Here is a 14424-nt window from a genome sequence, read left to right on the forward strand (position 1 = left end):
GCCATGAGCCAACCGGAGCAGGACAAGCCGAAATACGGGCAGTACCAGCAGCCTGAATATGGTGCTATGTCTGGCCAATACGGGCCGAATTACAACCCGTATATTTATGGCGCTCCCGAGCCGGATACTAAGAAGGATTCCGCCGCAGCCGCTGGCGATAACGGTGGCGCGGCACAATCTCAGCAGGCTGGCCAGCCGTATGGTCAGCAGCCGGCGTGGCCCGGCAATCAGCAGGCGGGCGGCTGGCCGTACGCTCAAGGCGGCCAACAGTCCGGTCCGGGCGCATATCCGGGCGGGTACCCGGGCATGCAGGGCCAGCCGTATGGTCAACAGCCGAACGGTCAGCCTCACCAGCCGCATTATTACCACGGCATCGACCTGAACGATCCAAACCAGAACCCACTCTACGGGCACTGGGATTCGTATGCGATCATCTCCTTTATCCTCGCCCTGTTCTTCCCGGTGCCAGTGCTCTCGGCACTGATGGGCGCGGTGGCAATGTGGCGCACGCGCACTTTCCATATGAAGGGCTTCGGTTTGGCCGTGGCCGCCGTGGTAATCAACGTGCTGTACACCATCGCCGTCATCTGGATGGCCTTCAATGGCTATGACGCCATGAGCCTTTACCAGGAAGCCCTCCAGCAACTGACCGGCGGCACCGGCTCCTCCTCCGACTCCATCTCCGCATAAGTAGCGTTCACATACCAACACACCCACTGCATAAATATGCAATAGTCTGCATAATCGCGTATACTCATCCGAAGACACATCAGTGAAAAGAGATGAGTATGGCGAAATATACAGTGGCCGTGGCCGGTGCCACGGGCTATGCCGGCGGTGAAGCGCTGCGCATTCTGGCCGCGCACCCCGACTTCGACATCACCTGCGTGGCAGGCCATTCCTCAGTGGGGGAGTCGATGGCCAAGCACATGCCGCATATTCCCCAACTGGCCAATCTGGTCGTTGAAGATACCACGCCCGAAGTGCTGAACGGGCATGACGTTATCATCCTCGCACTGCCGCACGGTGCTTCGGGCAAGCTCGCCTCGCAGCTCGATCCGAATGCCGTGGTTGTGGATTTGGGCGCCGACCATCGCCTCGAAGAACAGGCCGCTTGGGATGAGTTCTACGGCGGCGATTTCTATGAGCATTGGACCTACGGCATGCCCGAGCTCATCACCGGCAAAGCTGCGGACGGCTCCTACACCCGCCAGCGTGCGGCGCTTCCTGGCACCAAGCGCATCGCAGGTCCTGGCTGCAACGTCACCGCCACCACGCTGGCCCTCCAGCCCGGCATCGCCGAAGGACTGGTTGAATCGCAGGATATCGTGGCCGATCTGGTCGTCGGATACTCGGGTGCCGGCAAGAATCTCAAGCGCACCAACCTGCTTGCCGCCGAGGCCCTGCAATCCGCCCTGCCGTATTCGGTGGGCGGCAAGCACCGCCACATTCCCGAAATCCTGCAGAACTTCGCCCACGCGGCCGGCAAGAGCGCGGCCGAAGCCAGCGAATTCACGCTCGGCTTCACACCGATTCTCGCTCCCATGTCCCGAGGTATCCTCGCCACCGTGTCCGCCCGCATGACGGACAAGGCCAAGACACTGAGCGATGAGGAGATTCGCGCCGTATGGTCCAAGGCCTATGAAGGTCAGGACTTCATGGTGCTGCTGCCCGAGGGCACGCTGCCCGCCACCGGCAACATCATCGGATCCAACGCAGCCCACCTGCAGGTCGTCACCGACCGCAAGGCCGGCCGCATCTACGCTTTTGCCGCCATCGACAACCTCAACCGTGGTACCGCCGGACAAGCGGTCCAATCACTGAACATCGCACTAGGCCTGCCGGAAGACGCGGGCCTGACCAAGATCGGAGTAGCACCGTGAGCGTTACATTTGCACAAGGTTTCTCCGCCGCCGGCGTGGCGGCTGGTATTTCATCCGTCGAAGGCAAGAAGGACTTGGCCCTCGTGGTCAACAACGGCCCGCTCGACGCGGCTGCAGGCGTGTTCACCTCGAACCGTTTCTGTGCCGCCCCGGTGCAGTGGAGCCGTAAGGTCGTCGCCGACGGTCACGTCAAGGCCGTGATTCTGAACTCCGGCGGTGCCAACGCCTGCACCGGCGAGGCCGGTTACGCCCAGTCCGTCGCCACCGCGGAAACGGTCGCCGGGCTCATCGGCGCCGAACCGAATGATGTGGCTGTCTGCTCCACCGGTCTCATCGGTGAACTGCTGCCGTTGGACAACGTGCTGGCTGGTGCCAAGAGTGCCCATGAGGCTCTTGCCGCCACCGCCGAAGCCGGCACCGACGCCTCCCACGCCATCATGACCACCGACACCAAGCCGAAGACGGTCGAACTGACCGGCTCCAACGGCTGGAAGATCGGCGGCATGGTCAAGGGCTCGGGCATGATTGCCCCGCAGCTGGCCACCATGCTGTGCGTCATCACCACCGATGCGGTTGTCTCCGCCGGTCAGATGCAGGCCGCACTCGCTGTGGCTGCCGAACATTCGTTCAACCGCATCGACGTGGACGGCTGCATGTCCACCAACGACACGGTCCTGCTGCTCGCCTCCGGTGCCTCTGGCGTCGAACCGGACAAGGACGAATTCAACAAGCTGGTGCGTGAGGCCTGCGCATCCCTGTCCCGCCAGATCATCGGCGACGGCGAAGGTGCCTCCCACGACATCCGTATCACCGTCACCGGTGCCACCAGCGAAGACGCGGCACTTGCCTGTGGTCGTGCCGTCGCCGCCTCGAACCTGCTCAAGTGCGCCATCTCCGGCAACGATCCGAACTGGGGCCGCATCGTCAGCTCCCTGGGCACTGTGCCGCCTGAAGTCGCGCCTTACGATTCGAACAAGGTGACCGTGGACGTCAACGGCGTGCGCATCTGCGAGAACGGCGGTGCCGGCCGCGACCGTAGCGAGGTCGACATGACCCCGCGCGAAGTCCACATTGACATCGACCTGAACACCGGCTCGGACGCCGAGGCCACCGTCTGGACCGACGATCTCACCCACGAATACGTCCACATCAACGCCGACTACGAAAGCTGACAAACAGCCCAGTGGGCTGTTTGTAGCAGCCGGCAGCGATAGCGTCGCCGGCGTCGCAGAAAAGAGAAAAATTGTCTACAGAATTGAAGGGACCTGGGTTCCATTTCGACGTGCACACCGATTTGCGCGCCGATCAGAAGGCAGAAGTGCTTATTGAAGCGCTGCCATGGCTGGAGGAGTTCGCCGGCCAGCGTATCGTCGTCAAATACGGCGGCAATGCCATGGTCGATGACCATCTGAAGCAGTGCTTCGCCGAAGACATGGTCTTTCTGCGTCAGGTGGGTCTGCACCCGATCGTCGTGCACGGCGGCGGTCCGCAGATTTCCCACATGCTCAAGGCCCTCGGCATCAAATCCGAATTCAAAGGCGGCCTGAGGGTCACCACCCCCGAGGCCATGGATGTGGTGCGCATGGTTCTGACCGGCAAGGTGTCACGCGAACTGGTAGGCCTGATCAACGCGCACGGCCCGCTGGCCGTAGGCATGTCCGGTGAAGACGGCGGCCTGTTCTCGGCCATGCAGCGCAGGCCCGTCATCGATGGCAAGCCCACCGATATCGGCCTGGTCGGCGACGTGGTTTCCGTCGATGCCTCGGCAGTCGAGGATCTGGTGGCTGCCGGTCGTATCCCGGTCGTCTCTTCCGTGGCTCCGAACGAAGAAGATGCCACTGAAGTGCTCAACGTGAACGCTGATTCCGCCGCCGCCGCTTTGGCTGCCGCTGTGGGCGCGCACAAGCTCGTTATCTTGACTGATGTGGATGGTCTGTACGCCGATTGGCCGGATAAGAATTCTCTGATTGGCCGGATCGGTGTGGAAAACCTGCGCGATATGCTGCCGGACCTGGAATCCGGTATGCGACCCAAGATGGAGGCCTGTGTCAGGGCCATCGACGGTGGCGTGCCCCAAGCCCATGTCATCGACGGGCGCAAGCCGCATTCGATTTTGAACGAGATATTCACCTCCGCAGGCATCGGTACCATGGTTATGCCCGATGAAGGACTGGAAATGAGGAGCTCTTATGGCTACTGAGCATGAGGAAAAACTAGGTACGGAAGACAGCAAGTGGCTGGGAGAGTACTCTCAGGTCCACATGAATGTGTTCGGTACGCCGTTGCGCGTCATGGATCACGGCCAAGGTGCCCACATCTGGGATGTTGACGGTAACGAATACCTCGATTTCCTGGCAGGCATCGCCGTCAATTCCCTCGGATACGCCCACCCCAAGTGGGTCAAGGCGGTTGCCGATCAGGCTGCCAAGGTGGCTCATATCAGCAACTATTTCGCGTCCGAGCCGCAAATTGAGCTGGCATCCAAACTGGTCAAGCTGGCTGGTGCACCTGAAGGCTCCAAAGTCTACTTCGGCAACTCCGGTGCTGAAGGCAATGAAGCTGCCCTCAAGCTTGCCAAGCTGTATGGCCGCACCTTGCCTGGTGCCCTGCCTTCCATCGGCGGCAAGCCCGCACGCATTCTCGCAATGACTCACGGCTTCCATGGCCGTACGATGGGTGCGCTGTCCGCCACATGGAAACCCGGTATCCGCAAGCCGTATGATCCGCTGGTGCCGAACATTGAATTCGTACGCGCCGGCGACAAGGTCGCCCTGCACGACGCTTTTGCACAGACCGGTCTCGGCCGCTATGGCAAGGGTCCGGTGGCTGCTGTGATTCTGGAACTTATCCAGGGCGAAGCCGGCGTACAGCCGTTGGGCGCCGATTACGTCAAGTTCGTGCACGAACTGTGCGATATCAACCACGCGCTGCTCATCATCGATGAAGTACAGACCGGTATCGGACGTACCGGCAAGTGGTTCGCATTCCAGCGTGACGATCTGTCCGGCGGCGTGACGCCGGATATGGTGACTTTCGCCAAGGGCGTGGCAGGCGGATTCCCGATGGGCGGCATGATCGCTTTCGGCGAGAAACTTGCGGCTCTGTTCACTCCTGGTTCCCACGGCTCCACCTTTGCCGGCAATCCGCTGGGTGCGGCTGCGGGACTCGCCACTCTTGGCGTGATTGAAGACGAGAATCTGGTGGCCAACGCCGAAGCTCGCGGCGAACAGCTGCGCGATGGCATTATGGCCACCGGTAATCCGCTGTTCGTTTCCGTACGCGGTCGTGGTTTGCTGGACGCCGTCGAGCTCAAGCATCCCTGCTCCCACGCGGTGATGAACTACTGCCTCGAACACGGGCTCATCGTCAACGCGGTGGCTCCCAATGCGCTGCGTTTCGCACCGCCGCTGATTATAACCGCACAAGACGTGGATCAGGCACTTGCCATCCTCAAGGATGTGCCTACGGACCTGCCCGACGACTGATTTCTCTCCGTCACTGCCGCCCCACCGATCCAAGGAGATCATCATGACCCCAGAACTTCGCCACATGCTGCGTGACGACGACCTCAACCATGAGGAACAGAAGCAGGTGCTCGAACTTGCCATCAAGTTCCACCACGACCGCTTCTACAAGCAGCCGTTCGCCGGTCCGCAGGCCGTCGCCGTACTGTTCGACAAGCCCTCCACCCGCACCCGTTCCAGCTTCTCCATCGGCGTTGCCGAGCTTGGCGGTTACCCGCTGGTCATCGACAAGTCCGGCTCCCAGCTGGGCCGTGGCGAGCCCGTGGCCGATACCGCTCGTGTGCTCGACCGCATGGCTTACGGCGTGGTGTGGCGCACCTTCGGTCAGGACCGCGTCGAAGAAATGGCCAAGTACTCCACCCATCCGGTGGTCAACGCCCTGACCGATGACTTCCATCCCTGCCAGATTCTCGCCGACTTCCAGACCATCGCCGAGCACCGAGGCGGCGTCGACAACCTGAAGAACCAGACCATCGCCTACCTCGGTGACGCGGCCAACAACATGGCCAACTCCTACCTGCTCGGCGGTGCCGTGGCCGGCATGGACGTGCGCGTGGCCGGCCCCCACGGCTACCTGCCCCGCCCGGACATCGTGGCCGACGCCAAGCGCATCGCGGCCGAGACCGGCGGCTCCATCCTGGTCACCACCGATGCCAAGGAAGCGGTGCAGGACGCCGACTGCGTGTTCACCGACACCTGGGTCTCCATGGGCGAGGAAGCCGAATACGCCATCCGTTCCAAGCCGTTCTGGGATTACCAGGTCAACACCGAACTTATGGCATTGGCCAAGCCGGATGCGCTCTTCCAGCACTGCCTGCCCGCCTACCGCGGCAAGGAAGTCACCGCTGAAGTGATCGACGGCCCGCAGTCCGTGGTGTGGGATGAGGCCGAGAACCGTCTGCACGCACAGAAAGCGTTGCTGACTTGGTTGACCGGCAAGGCCCGTGGAGACGAAAGCCTGCTCGCATGAGTGAAACCGGTCCGTCCCTGCAGCGCCCTGCCACCAGGGCGGCGCGGCTGAGTGCCATAGAACAGGCGCTCGCCACGCATATCATCACCTCGCAATCACAGCTGTCCAAAATCCTTATCGACGAGGGCATTGCGGTGACTCAGGCGACGCTGAGCCGCGACCTTGACGAGATGCACGCGGTGAAGACCCGGTTGAAGGACGGTACGGTGGCCTACGCGGTGGGTCGCAGCGTCGTTGCTTCAGAAGGTGAGGATGTAGGGGAGCGCGGTGAGGCACAGATGTCCCGCGTGCTGAACGGACTGGTCACCTCGGTGGCCGCCGCCGGAAATCTGGTTGTGGTGCACACGCCTTCCGGTGCCGCACAATACGTGGCCTCGGTGATTGACAGGCAGCCGATCGAAGGCGTGCTGGGCACCATCGCCGGAGACGACACCGTCATGGTGATTTGCACCAATGACGACACCGCCGTCTCCCGCTCCGACTGGCTACTAAGCCTCGCCTCCAAATGACCAACACGCCGTGCATAAATATACAGTCCTCTGTATATACTTGCATCAGTTTGTTTTTCAGACCTTGAACGAAAGGGAACCAATGGCAGATAACAAGCGCATTGTTCTGGCCTACTCCGGCGGTCTTGACACATCCGTCGCCATCTCGTACCTGAAGGAGCGCACCGGCAAGGACGTCGTGGCCGTGTCCCTCGACGTCGGCCAGGGCGGCGAAAGCCTCGAGACCATCAAGCAGCGCGCCCTTGCCTGCGGAGCCGTCGAATCCTACGTGGTCGACGCCCGTGACGAGTTCGCCAACGAATATTGCATGAAGGCCCTCAAGGCCAACGCCATGTACGAAGGCGTCTACCCGCTGGTCTCCGCCATCTCCCGTCCGCTGATCTCCAAGCACCTCGTGCGCGCCGCCCACCAGTTCGGCGCCGACACCATCTCCCACGGTTGCACCGGCAAGGGCAACGACCAGGTTCGTTTCGAGGTCTCCATCGCCTCCATCGACCCGACGCTGAAGGCCATCAGCCCGATTCGCGACCTGTCCCTGACCCGCGACGTCGAGATCGCGTTCGCCAAGGAGCACAAGTTGCCGATCACCCAGACCGAGAAGTCCCCGTACTCCATCGACCAGAACGTATGGGGCCGCGCCATTGAGACCGGCTTCCTTGAGGATCCGTGGAACGGCCCGACCAAGGACTGCTACTCCTACACCGACGACCCGGCCTTCCCGCCGGTCGAAGATGAAGTCGTCATCGAGTTCAAGGAAGGTGTGCCGGTCAAGATCGATGGACGTGACGTCACCCCGCTGCAGGCCATCGAAGAGATGAACCGCCGCGCCGGAGCCCAGGGCATCGGCCGCATCGACCTCATCGAGGACCGCCTGGTCGGCATCAAGTCCCGCGAGCTGTACGAGGCTCCGGGTGCCGTGGCTCTGATCACCGCTCACCAGGAACTCGAAAACTGCTGCCTCGAACGCGAACAGCACCGCATCAAGCGCGACATCGACAAGCGCTGGGGCGAGCTGGTTTACGATGCGCAGTGGTTCTCCCCGGCAACCCAGTCGCTCAACGCCTTCATCGAAGACACCCAGAAGTACGTGTCCGGTGAGATTCGCATGGTCCTGCACGGTGGCCGCGCCGTGGTGACCGGCCGTCGTTCCGACTCCTCGCTGTACGACTACAAGCTCGCCACCTACGATTCCGGCGATACCTTCGACCAGAGGTCCTCCAACGGCTTCATCGACATCTATGGCCTGCCGTCCCGCGTGGCCGCAGCCCGCGACGTCAAGTTCGGCAACGGCATCGAGGTCCCGAAGAACACCGTCGAGTAATCATTTACTTTGGCTCCCCTCGTTGAGGGGTCGCGCCGTAAAGCAAACAGCCCAGTGGGCTGTTTGCAGGTGAGGTGCGAACGACAGTGAGCCAACAATCAGCAGCCGTCAGGCTGTCCGTAATTACAGGACGCTGTCGCCGCAGATGACTGAGGGGAGTACGAGCAAAGATTATGCTCGTGCTCCCCTCGTTTTTTTTTGCCGATGACGGAAGAAGCTCAGTGCTCTCCGTAATGAGTTCGGCAGACGGCTATTTCCAGGTTTTGAACATCGTTACCCGTAATGCGGTATACGATGCGGTTCTTTTCATCAATACGACGTGACCAGTATCCCTGACATTGCCGCCATGGAATACGAACAACTTGAATCCACCGGTATGTAGCCCAACGCTGATAGTCTGACAAGCAGTCTGATTTGTTTGCAATCCATGGTTTCAAGGAGCCTTCATGACTGAGAACAACGAACATCTGGCCCTGTGGGGTGGTCGCTTTACGTCTGGTCCGTCGCCGGAATTGGCCCGACTGTCCAAGTCCACGCAGTTCGACTGGCGCTTGGCCGACGACGACATCGCCGGTTCCCGCGCCCACGCCCGTGCTCTCGGCCGTGCGGGACTTCTGACCGCCGACGAGCTGCAGCGCATGGAGGATGCGCTCGACACGCTCCAGCGCCACGTTGACGATGGCTCCTTCGCCCCCATCGAAGACGATGAGGACGAGGCCACCGCCCTCGAACGCGGTCTGATTGACATTGCCGGCGATGAACTCGGCGGCAAGCTCAGGGCCGGCCGTTCCCGCAACGACCAGATCGCCTGCCTGATTCGCATGTGGTTGCGCCGTCACTCCCGCGTAATCGCCGGACTCCTGCTTGACCTCGTCAACGCCCTGATCGAGCAGAGCGAAAAGGCCGGCCGCACCGTGATGCCGGGCCGCACCCACATGCAGCACGCCCAGCCCGTGCTGCTCGCGCACCAGCTCATGGCCCACGCTTGGCCGCTGATTCGCGACGTGCAGCGACTGATCGACTGGGACAAGCGCATCAACGCCTCCCCGTACGGCTCCGGCGCACTGGCCGGCAACACGCTCGGCCTCGACCCGGAGGCCGTGGCGCGTGAGCTCGGCTTCTCCCGCGTGACCGACAACTCCATCGATGGCACCGCCGCACGTGATCTCGTGGCCGAATTCGCGTTCGTGGCCGCCATGACCGGCGTGGACATCTCCCGCCTGTCCGAGGAGATCATCATCTGGAACACCCAGGAGTTCGCCTTCGTCAAGCTCGACGACGGCTATTCCACCGGCTCCTCCATCATGCCGCAGAAGAAGAACCCGGATATCGCCGAGCTCGCCCGCGGCAAGTCCGGCCGACTCATCGGCGATCTGACCGGCCTGCTGGCCACCCTGAAGGGCCTGCCCACCGCCTACGCTCGCGATCTGCAGGAAGACAAGGAGGCCGTGTTCGACCAGGTCGATACGCTAGAAGTGCTGCTGCCCGCCTTCACCGGCATGGTCAGGACCATGCACTTCGACGGCGACCGCCTGGAAGAGGAAGCTCCGACCGGCTTCGCGCTGGCCACCGACATCGCCGAATGGCTCGTCAAGAACGGGGTGCCGTTCCGCCACGCGCACGAGCTCTCTGGTGCCTGCGTCAAGCTCGCCGAAGGCCGCGGCCAGGAACTGTGGGATCTGACCGACAATGACTTCATCGAGACCTTCGCCGCGTTCCTGCCGGCCGACAAGGCTCCGGGAGTACGCGAAGTGCTCTCCAGCCACGGTTCGGTCGACTCCCGCAACGGCAAGGGCGGCACCGCTTACGGTCGCGTGCGCGAGCAGATCGCCGACGCCAAGGCCGAGGTCGAAGAACTCAAGCTCTTCCCCGCATCCACGTCGGATGGCTCCGCCTACAAAGCCCCCGGCACGTTCTAGTCCCAATGAAGCTCCCTCTGATGAGGGAGCTCTATTTTGTTGTTGTCACTGCAACGGCATACACTGAGAAACCGTAACGAACGGGAGCCGTGAGGCTGAGAGGAAGTCGCCAGACTTCGACCGGGGAACTTGACGCGGGTCATGCCGCCGTAAGGAATCGTTGTCGCAGATTTGCCGGGTTCTCCGATACAGCTTTCATTCCGTTTGCATAATTCAGCCGTGAGACGGTCGTGATGGAGCCAATACATCACAGCGGTCGAACGGTCGCATGATTGGGTTCATGAATGGGCGCACCACTTAAGGTACGGTTCGTTTCGTGCACCCTTTTTTACTATCTGAAAGGATATTATGCAGGTCAACGGAGAGCAGGTCACGCTCGAGACGCCGGTCAGCGTCGCCGATTATCTCGAAGCGCACGGATTCCGCGCCGAGCGTGTGGCCATCGAACTCAATGGTGAGATTATCCCGCGCGATAAGCGTGCCGACGCCATGCTCGACGACCAGTGCGTCATGGAAATTGTGCAGTTTGTACAGGGTGGATGAAAGGAAAAGCTATGAGCAATATTAATCCGGTTACTGAAGCATCTGTTGAGGCGACTCCGCTGCCGCCGCAGCCCGCCGTCACCAATCCGGTCGGCACCGCCGCGCCGATTCTCCCGGTGGAAGACAAGCCGCTGAACCTGGGCGGTCACGAGTTCCAGTCGCGATTCATTCTGGGCTCCGGCCGCTACGACCTGAACCTCATCAAGGCTACGGTCGAACATGCAGGCACGCAAATCGTCACCATGGCACTGCGCCGCGCGCAGACCACCGAGAACAGCGTGCTCGACTACATTCCCGAAGGCATTACGCTGCTGCCCAACACCTCCGGTGCGCGCAACGCCGAGGAAGCCGTGCGTATCGCCCGACTGGCACGCGAAGTGTGCCACACCGACTTCGTCAAGGTCGAAATCGAACACGAGACCAAGTACCTCTTGCCGGACAACGCCGAAACCATCCGAGCCACCGAAATGCTGGCCAAGGAAGGCTTCGTGGTCATGCCCTACATGTTCCCGGACCCGATTGCGGCCCGTCAGCTGGAGGAGGCCGGTGCCGCTGCCGTTATGCCGCTCGGTTCGTTGATCGGCTCCAATATGGGCCTGCGCATGCGTGACTTCATCGAAATCATCATCGCCAACGCGCATGTGCCGGTCATCATCGACGCTGGTATCGGCCGTCCGAGCCAGGCCTGCGATGCGATGGAGATGGGTGCGGATGCGGTGATGGCGTACACGGCCGTTGCCTCTGCTGGCAATATCCCGCTGATGGCTGAGGCGTTCAAGCACGCCATCGATGCTGGTCGTGCGGCGTATTTGTCTGGCCTTGGCAAAGTGACCGAGGGACAGGCTGTGCCGTCCAGCCCGACTACGGGGTATTTGCACTGACACTTTTATTAGCTCCCCTCTCTGAGGGGAGCTGGCCGCGTAGCGGACTGAGGGGAGATGGAAACATGGAGAAAACATGGCATTGACTGATGAACAGGTGGAGCGGTACGCGCGCCATCTGATTTTGAAGGGTGTGGGGGTCAAAGGGCAAAAGCGGTTGCTGGCCTCCAGCGTGCTCATCATCGGAGCGGGCGGTCTTGGTTCTCCGGCCGCCCTGTATCTGGCGGCGGCCGGCGTCGGCCATATCGGACTGGTGGACGGCGATGTGGTGGATATGAGCAATCTGCAACGCCAAATCATCCATACCACTGCACGTGTCGGAGCGCCCAAAGTGGAATCCGCGGCCACAGCCATCCGCGCGCTCAACCCGGATGTGACGGTTGATACCTACTACGAGCTCGTCGACGCGAGCAACATCGCCGGCCTCATCGAACCGTACGATCTGGTGATCGATGCCACCGACAACTTCGCCGCAAAATTCCTCATCAATGACGCCTGCGTGCTGGCCGGCAAGCCGTATATCCATGCCGGCGTGGTCGGATTCGCCGGTCAGGTGATGACCGTCATTCCCGGCGAAGGCCCCTGCTACCGCTGCATCTTCCGCGACCTGCCCGCCGCCGGTGAGATTCCGACCTGCAAGGAAGCCGGCGTACTGGGCGCGGTGGTCGGCGTGATCGGCAGTCTGGAGGCGACTGAGGCCGTCAAGCTGATTGCCGGCGTGGGGGAGCCGCTCGTGGCTCGCATGCTCACTGTGGATGCCCTGACCATGAATATTCGACGGGTCCCACTGCCAAAGCATGTGCCGGATTGCCCGGTGTGCGGTGAGCAGCCGACCATTACTGCTATTGATCCGGCCAACTATATTCAGCCGGCCTGCGCGATTTAGAGCTATGTGGTGCCCCTCCTTGAGGGGTGCCAAGATCAGAACGAGAGGGGAAGAACATGCCTATTGCTTTGCATAATGCGGTCGATGACGATGAGAGCAGTGAAGCATCGTACCGCCGCATCACGCCGGCGGAATTTGCCAAGCTCGACCCGAATACGGTCACGCTGCTCGACTTGAGGGAACCAGCCGACTTCGCCGCCCACCCGGTCGAAGGTGCCATCAATGCACCACTCGACCCTCTGGCCCATGTGCTCAAAACCGTGCCCACAGATCGAACTGTCGTAGTCTATTGTGCTCAAGGATGGTGGAGCGAGGAAGTAGCTGAAATCCTTGCCGATCGCGGCTACGATGTAGCAAGCCTCGATGGCGGTTTTCAAGGTTATCTCGACTATCTTGAAACCCACCACGATTAACGGTTCCCGTTGTCGTTCTTTTGGATGAGTGTGCACGGACATATTTGTGCCCTACAATCGGTCACGGTATTACTCGATGGATTCTTGAATATCGCCGGGTAATCGTAATTCACAACAGGGGATTGCACTGAACCAACCCAAAACGGGAAGGACCGAAAATCGTGGGACATCTGCTCACCCGAACGCAGATTCAACGCCTGGTCGCCAAGCACGGCCGTGAGGTCATCGAGCATCGCCACATGCAGATCGAACGCTGCTGCTACCAGCACGGCAATGTCACCACGTTCGAACATTCCGTGCGTGTCGCCTGCCTGGCTGTGTGGATGGCCGACCGCGCACACCTGTGGTACCGCGTCGACCTCAAATCCCTGATTCGCGCGGCCCTCCTGCACGATTACTTCCTGTACGACTGGCACGACTGGGATAACGGCGAACACCAGTGGCATGGCTTCACCCATGGCCACGCCGCCCTGGTCAATGCCCTGAAGGACTTCAAGCTCAACGATATCGAACGCAACAGCATCGAGAACCACATGTTCCCGATGACCCCGGTGCCGCCGCGCTATATCGAAGGCTATCTGGTCACCTTGGCGGACAAATGCTCCGCCACCGCCGAGACCTTCTCGTTCGACCGGTTCAACAAGCGCGCGTTGCCCGCCGCGAAGCCTTACGCCGAGATCGAAGCCCGTCGATGATCATCACACTCGAACATTATTTCCTCTGGTTTCTGTTCTACAGTTTCGTCGGCTGGATGTACGAGTCCATTCTCGTCTCCTGCCAACAGCACCGCTTGGTCAACCGAGGGTTCCTCAACGGCCCGCTGTGCCCGATCTACGGCACCGGCGCGATACTCGGCGTCGCCATTCTCGGCAACGTACATAACCCGATCATCATCTTCCTGATTTCGATGGTGGGCGCCACGATACTCGAATACACAACCTCGTGGGTCATGGAGCAGCTGTTCCACGCCCGCTGGTGGGATTACTCGAACTTCCGCTTCAACCTCCAAGGCCGCGTCTGCCTGCTGGGCGCGTTGATTTTCGGCCTCGGCGGCGTGGGCGTGGTACTTGGTTCGCAGCCATATGTCGAGCGGGTCACGGATATGATTCCGCTGCCGATGCTGCATACGCTGGTCACGGTACTGGCCCTGATCACCATCATCGACTTGGCGGTCACGGTTGCGGGCATGCTCGAATTCGAGCGGGTGCTCGATTCCGTCTCTCAGGTGGTGCAGGATGTGGCGGCACGCGCCGGTGGCACGTGGCAGTGGGGCTCCAGTGCGGTATCCGACAGGATGCGTGAGCTTTCGCAGGATACGGTTGAGCGTCTGCGCTGGGCCGTCAATGGCGTCATCAACGCACAGCAGAAGCGTATGCTCAAGTCCTTCCCGAAGTTCCAGGTGCCGGATCGTCAGGACATCATCGACTCTTTGCGCGAACTTATGGGCCCGCGCCGCTAGAATAAGGCGTTTTACTGAATCGCGCGGCTCGGCTGGTGTCCGGCACTGTCGCCATGTTCTGCGAAACTTGACTGTGCCCAATTGGGCAGTCTTATTCACAATTCGATAGGGAGAAG

Annotated in this window: 16 protein-coding genes; 15 read left to right on the forward strand and 1 reads right to left on the reverse strand. The window is 61.1% G+C overall.

The features are described 5' to 3' along the window. The first annotated feature begins 3 nt into the window (after positions 1 to 3). The 8 genes from BLLJ_RS02850 (at position 4) to BLLJ_RS02885 (ending at position 8207) form a co-directional block, all read left to right on the forward strand. Entirely contained in the window at positions 4 to 690 is a 687-nt protein-coding gene (locus BLLJ_RS02850) for a hypothetical protein (protein WP_007056863.1), read from the forward strand. A gap of 98 nt (positions 691 to 788) precedes the next feature. Further along, entirely contained in the window at positions 789 to 1883 is a 1095-nt protein-coding gene (argC, locus tag BLLJ_RS02855) for an N-acetyl-gamma-glutamyl-phosphate reductase (RefSeq protein ID WP_012471942.1), read from the forward strand. Further along, positions 1880 to 3055 carry a bifunctional glutamate N-acetyltransferase/amino-acid acetyltransferase ArgJ gene (gene argJ, locus BLLJ_RS02860; protein ID WP_007053613.1) on the forward strand — a complete coding sequence of 392 codons (1176 nt, stop codon included), beginning with the start codon at positions 1880 to 1882 and terminating at the stop codon, positions 3053 to 3055. Before argC ends, argJ begins: the two co-directional genes overlap by 4 nt. A 71-nt stretch (positions 3056 to 3126) precedes the next feature. Beyond that, positions 3127 to 4083 (forward strand): acetylglutamate kinase, encoded by a 957-nt coding sequence (argB, locus tag BLLJ_RS02865; protein ID WP_011068277.1) that lies wholly within the window; start codon positions 3127 to 3129, stop codon positions 4081 to 4083. Beyond that, entirely contained in the window at positions 4073 to 5368 is a 1296-nt protein-coding gene (locus BLLJ_RS02870; protein ID WP_013582466.1) for an acetylornithine transaminase, read from the forward strand. Before argB ends, BLLJ_RS02870 begins: the two co-directional genes overlap by 11 nt. A gap of 43 nt (positions 5369 to 5411) precedes the next feature. Continuing rightward, a complete protein-coding gene (argF, locus tag BLLJ_RS02875) occupies positions 5412 to 6377 on the forward strand; it encodes an ornithine carbamoyltransferase (RefSeq protein WP_013582467.1) in 966 nt (321 codons plus the stop codon). After that, the gene (gene argR / locus BLLJ_RS02880) at positions 6374 to 6886 is read left to right on the forward strand and encodes an arginine repressor (protein ID WP_013582468.1); all 513 of its coding nucleotides are present in this window, start codon (positions 6374 to 6376) and stop codon (positions 6884 to 6886) included. Before argF ends, argR begins: the two co-directional genes overlap by 4 nt. 82 nt (positions 6887 to 6968) lie before the next feature. Beyond that, positions 6969 to 8207, forward strand: a complete 1239-nt coding sequence (locus tag BLLJ_RS02885) for an argininosuccinate synthase (protein ID WP_007053609.1) — start codon at positions 6969 to 6971, stop codon at positions 8205 to 8207. 218 nt (positions 8208 to 8425) lie between these two features. Here the strand turns inward: BLLJ_RS02885 and BLLJ_RS10295 are convergent, their stop codons facing one another. Next, positions 8426 to 8644: a type II toxin-antitoxin system YoeB family toxin gene (locus BLLJ_RS10295; protein ID WP_007056876.1), complete on the reverse strand. Its 219-nt coding sequence runs from the start codon at positions 8642 to 8644 to the stop codon at positions 8426 to 8428. 9 nt (positions 8645 to 8653) lie between these two features. Between BLLJ_RS10295 and argH the strand changes: the two genes are divergently transcribed. The 7 genes from argH (at position 8654) to BLLJ_RS02920 (ending at position 14308) form a co-directional block, all read left to right on the forward strand. Beyond that, positions 8654 to 10126 (forward strand): argininosuccinate lyase, encoded by a 1473-nt coding sequence (gene argH / locus BLLJ_RS02890; protein ID WP_007051162.1) that lies wholly within the window; start codon positions 8654 to 8656, stop codon positions 10124 to 10126. Between the two features lie 348 nt (positions 10127 to 10474). Then, positions 10475 to 10669: a sulfur carrier protein ThiS gene (gene thiS, locus BLLJ_RS02895; protein WP_007051161.1), complete on the forward strand. Its 195-nt coding sequence runs from the start codon at positions 10475 to 10477 to the stop codon at positions 10667 to 10669. A gap of 11 nt (positions 10670 to 10680) precedes the next feature. After that, entirely contained in the window at positions 10681 to 11550 is an 870-nt protein-coding gene (locus tag BLLJ_RS02900) for a thiazole synthase (protein WP_003828815.1), read from the forward strand. A gap of 76 nt (positions 11551 to 11626) precedes the next feature. Beyond that, complete coding sequence (gene thiF / locus BLLJ_RS02905; RefSeq protein WP_007056327.1) at positions 11627 to 12436, forward strand: thiazole biosynthesis adenylyltransferase ThiF; 810 nt, start codon at positions 11627 to 11629, stop codon at positions 12434 to 12436. Positions 12437 to 12492: 56 nt separating this feature from the next. Next, positions 12493 to 12849 carry a rhodanese-like domain-containing protein gene (locus BLLJ_RS02910; protein ID WP_007051158.1) on the forward strand — a complete coding sequence of 119 codons (357 nt, stop codon included), beginning with the start codon at positions 12493 to 12495 and terminating at the stop codon, positions 12847 to 12849. Positions 12850 to 13010: 161 nt separating this feature from the next. Next, positions 13011 to 13544: an HD domain-containing protein gene (locus tag BLLJ_RS02915; protein ID WP_007051157.1), complete on the forward strand. Its 534-nt coding sequence runs from the start codon at positions 13011 to 13013 to the stop codon at positions 13542 to 13544. After that, positions 13541 to 14308 carry a putative ABC transporter permease gene (locus BLLJ_RS02920; RefSeq protein ID WP_007051156.1) on the forward strand — a complete coding sequence of 256 codons (768 nt, stop codon included), beginning with the start codon at positions 13541 to 13543 and terminating at the stop codon, positions 14306 to 14308. Before BLLJ_RS02915 ends, BLLJ_RS02920 begins: the two co-directional genes overlap by 4 nt. Positions 14309 to 14424: the final 116 nt, after the last annotated feature.

Source organism: Bifidobacterium longum subsp. longum JCM 1217 (assembly GCF_000196555.1).
GTDB classification, from domain to species: Bacteria; Actinomycetota; Actinomycetes; order Actinomycetales; family Bifidobacteriaceae; genus Bifidobacterium; species Bifidobacterium longum.

Coding starts and splice junctions, on each gene's coding strand:
- BLLJ_RS02850 (WP_007056863.1), top strand. CDS start 4: ATGAGCCAACCGGAGCAGGACAAGCCGAAATACGGGCAGTACCAGCAG.
- argC (WP_012471942.1), top strand. CDS start 789: ATGGCGAAATATACAGTGGCCGTGGCCGGTGCCACGGGCTATGCCGGC.
- BLLJ_RS02870 (WP_013582466.1), top strand. CDS start 4,073: ATGGCTACTGAGCATGAGGAAAAACTAGGTACGGAAGACAGCAAGTGG.
- argF (WP_013582467.1), top strand. CDS start 5,412: ATGACCCCAGAACTTCGCCACATGCTGCGTGACGACGACCTCAACCAT.
- argR (WP_013582468.1), top strand. CDS start 6,374: ATGAGTGAAACCGGTCCGTCCCTGCAGCGCCCTGCCACCAGGGCGGCG.
- BLLJ_RS02885 (WP_007053609.1), top strand. CDS start 6,969: ATGGCAGATAACAAGCGCATTGTTCTGGCCTACTCCGGCGGTCTTGAC.
- argH (WP_007051162.1), top strand. CDS start 8,654: ATGACTGAGAACAACGAACATCTGGCCCTGTGGGGTGGTCGCTTTACG.
- thiS (WP_007051161.1), top strand. CDS start 10,475: ATGCAGGTCAACGGAGAGCAGGTCACGCTCGAGACGCCGGTCAGCGTC.
- BLLJ_RS02900 (WP_003828815.1), top strand. CDS start 10,681: ATGAGCAATATTAATCCGGTTACTGAAGCATCTGTTGAGGCGACTCCG.
- thiF (WP_007056327.1), top strand. CDS start 11,627: ATGGCATTGACTGATGAACAGGTGGAGCGGTACGCGCGCCATCTGATT.
- BLLJ_RS02910 (WP_007051158.1), top strand. CDS start 12,493: ATGCCTATTGCTTTGCATAATGCGGTCGATGACGATGAGAGCAGTGAA.
- BLLJ_RS02920 (WP_007051156.1), top strand. CDS start 13,541: ATGATCATCACACTCGAACATTATTTCCTCTGGTTTCTGTTCTACAGT.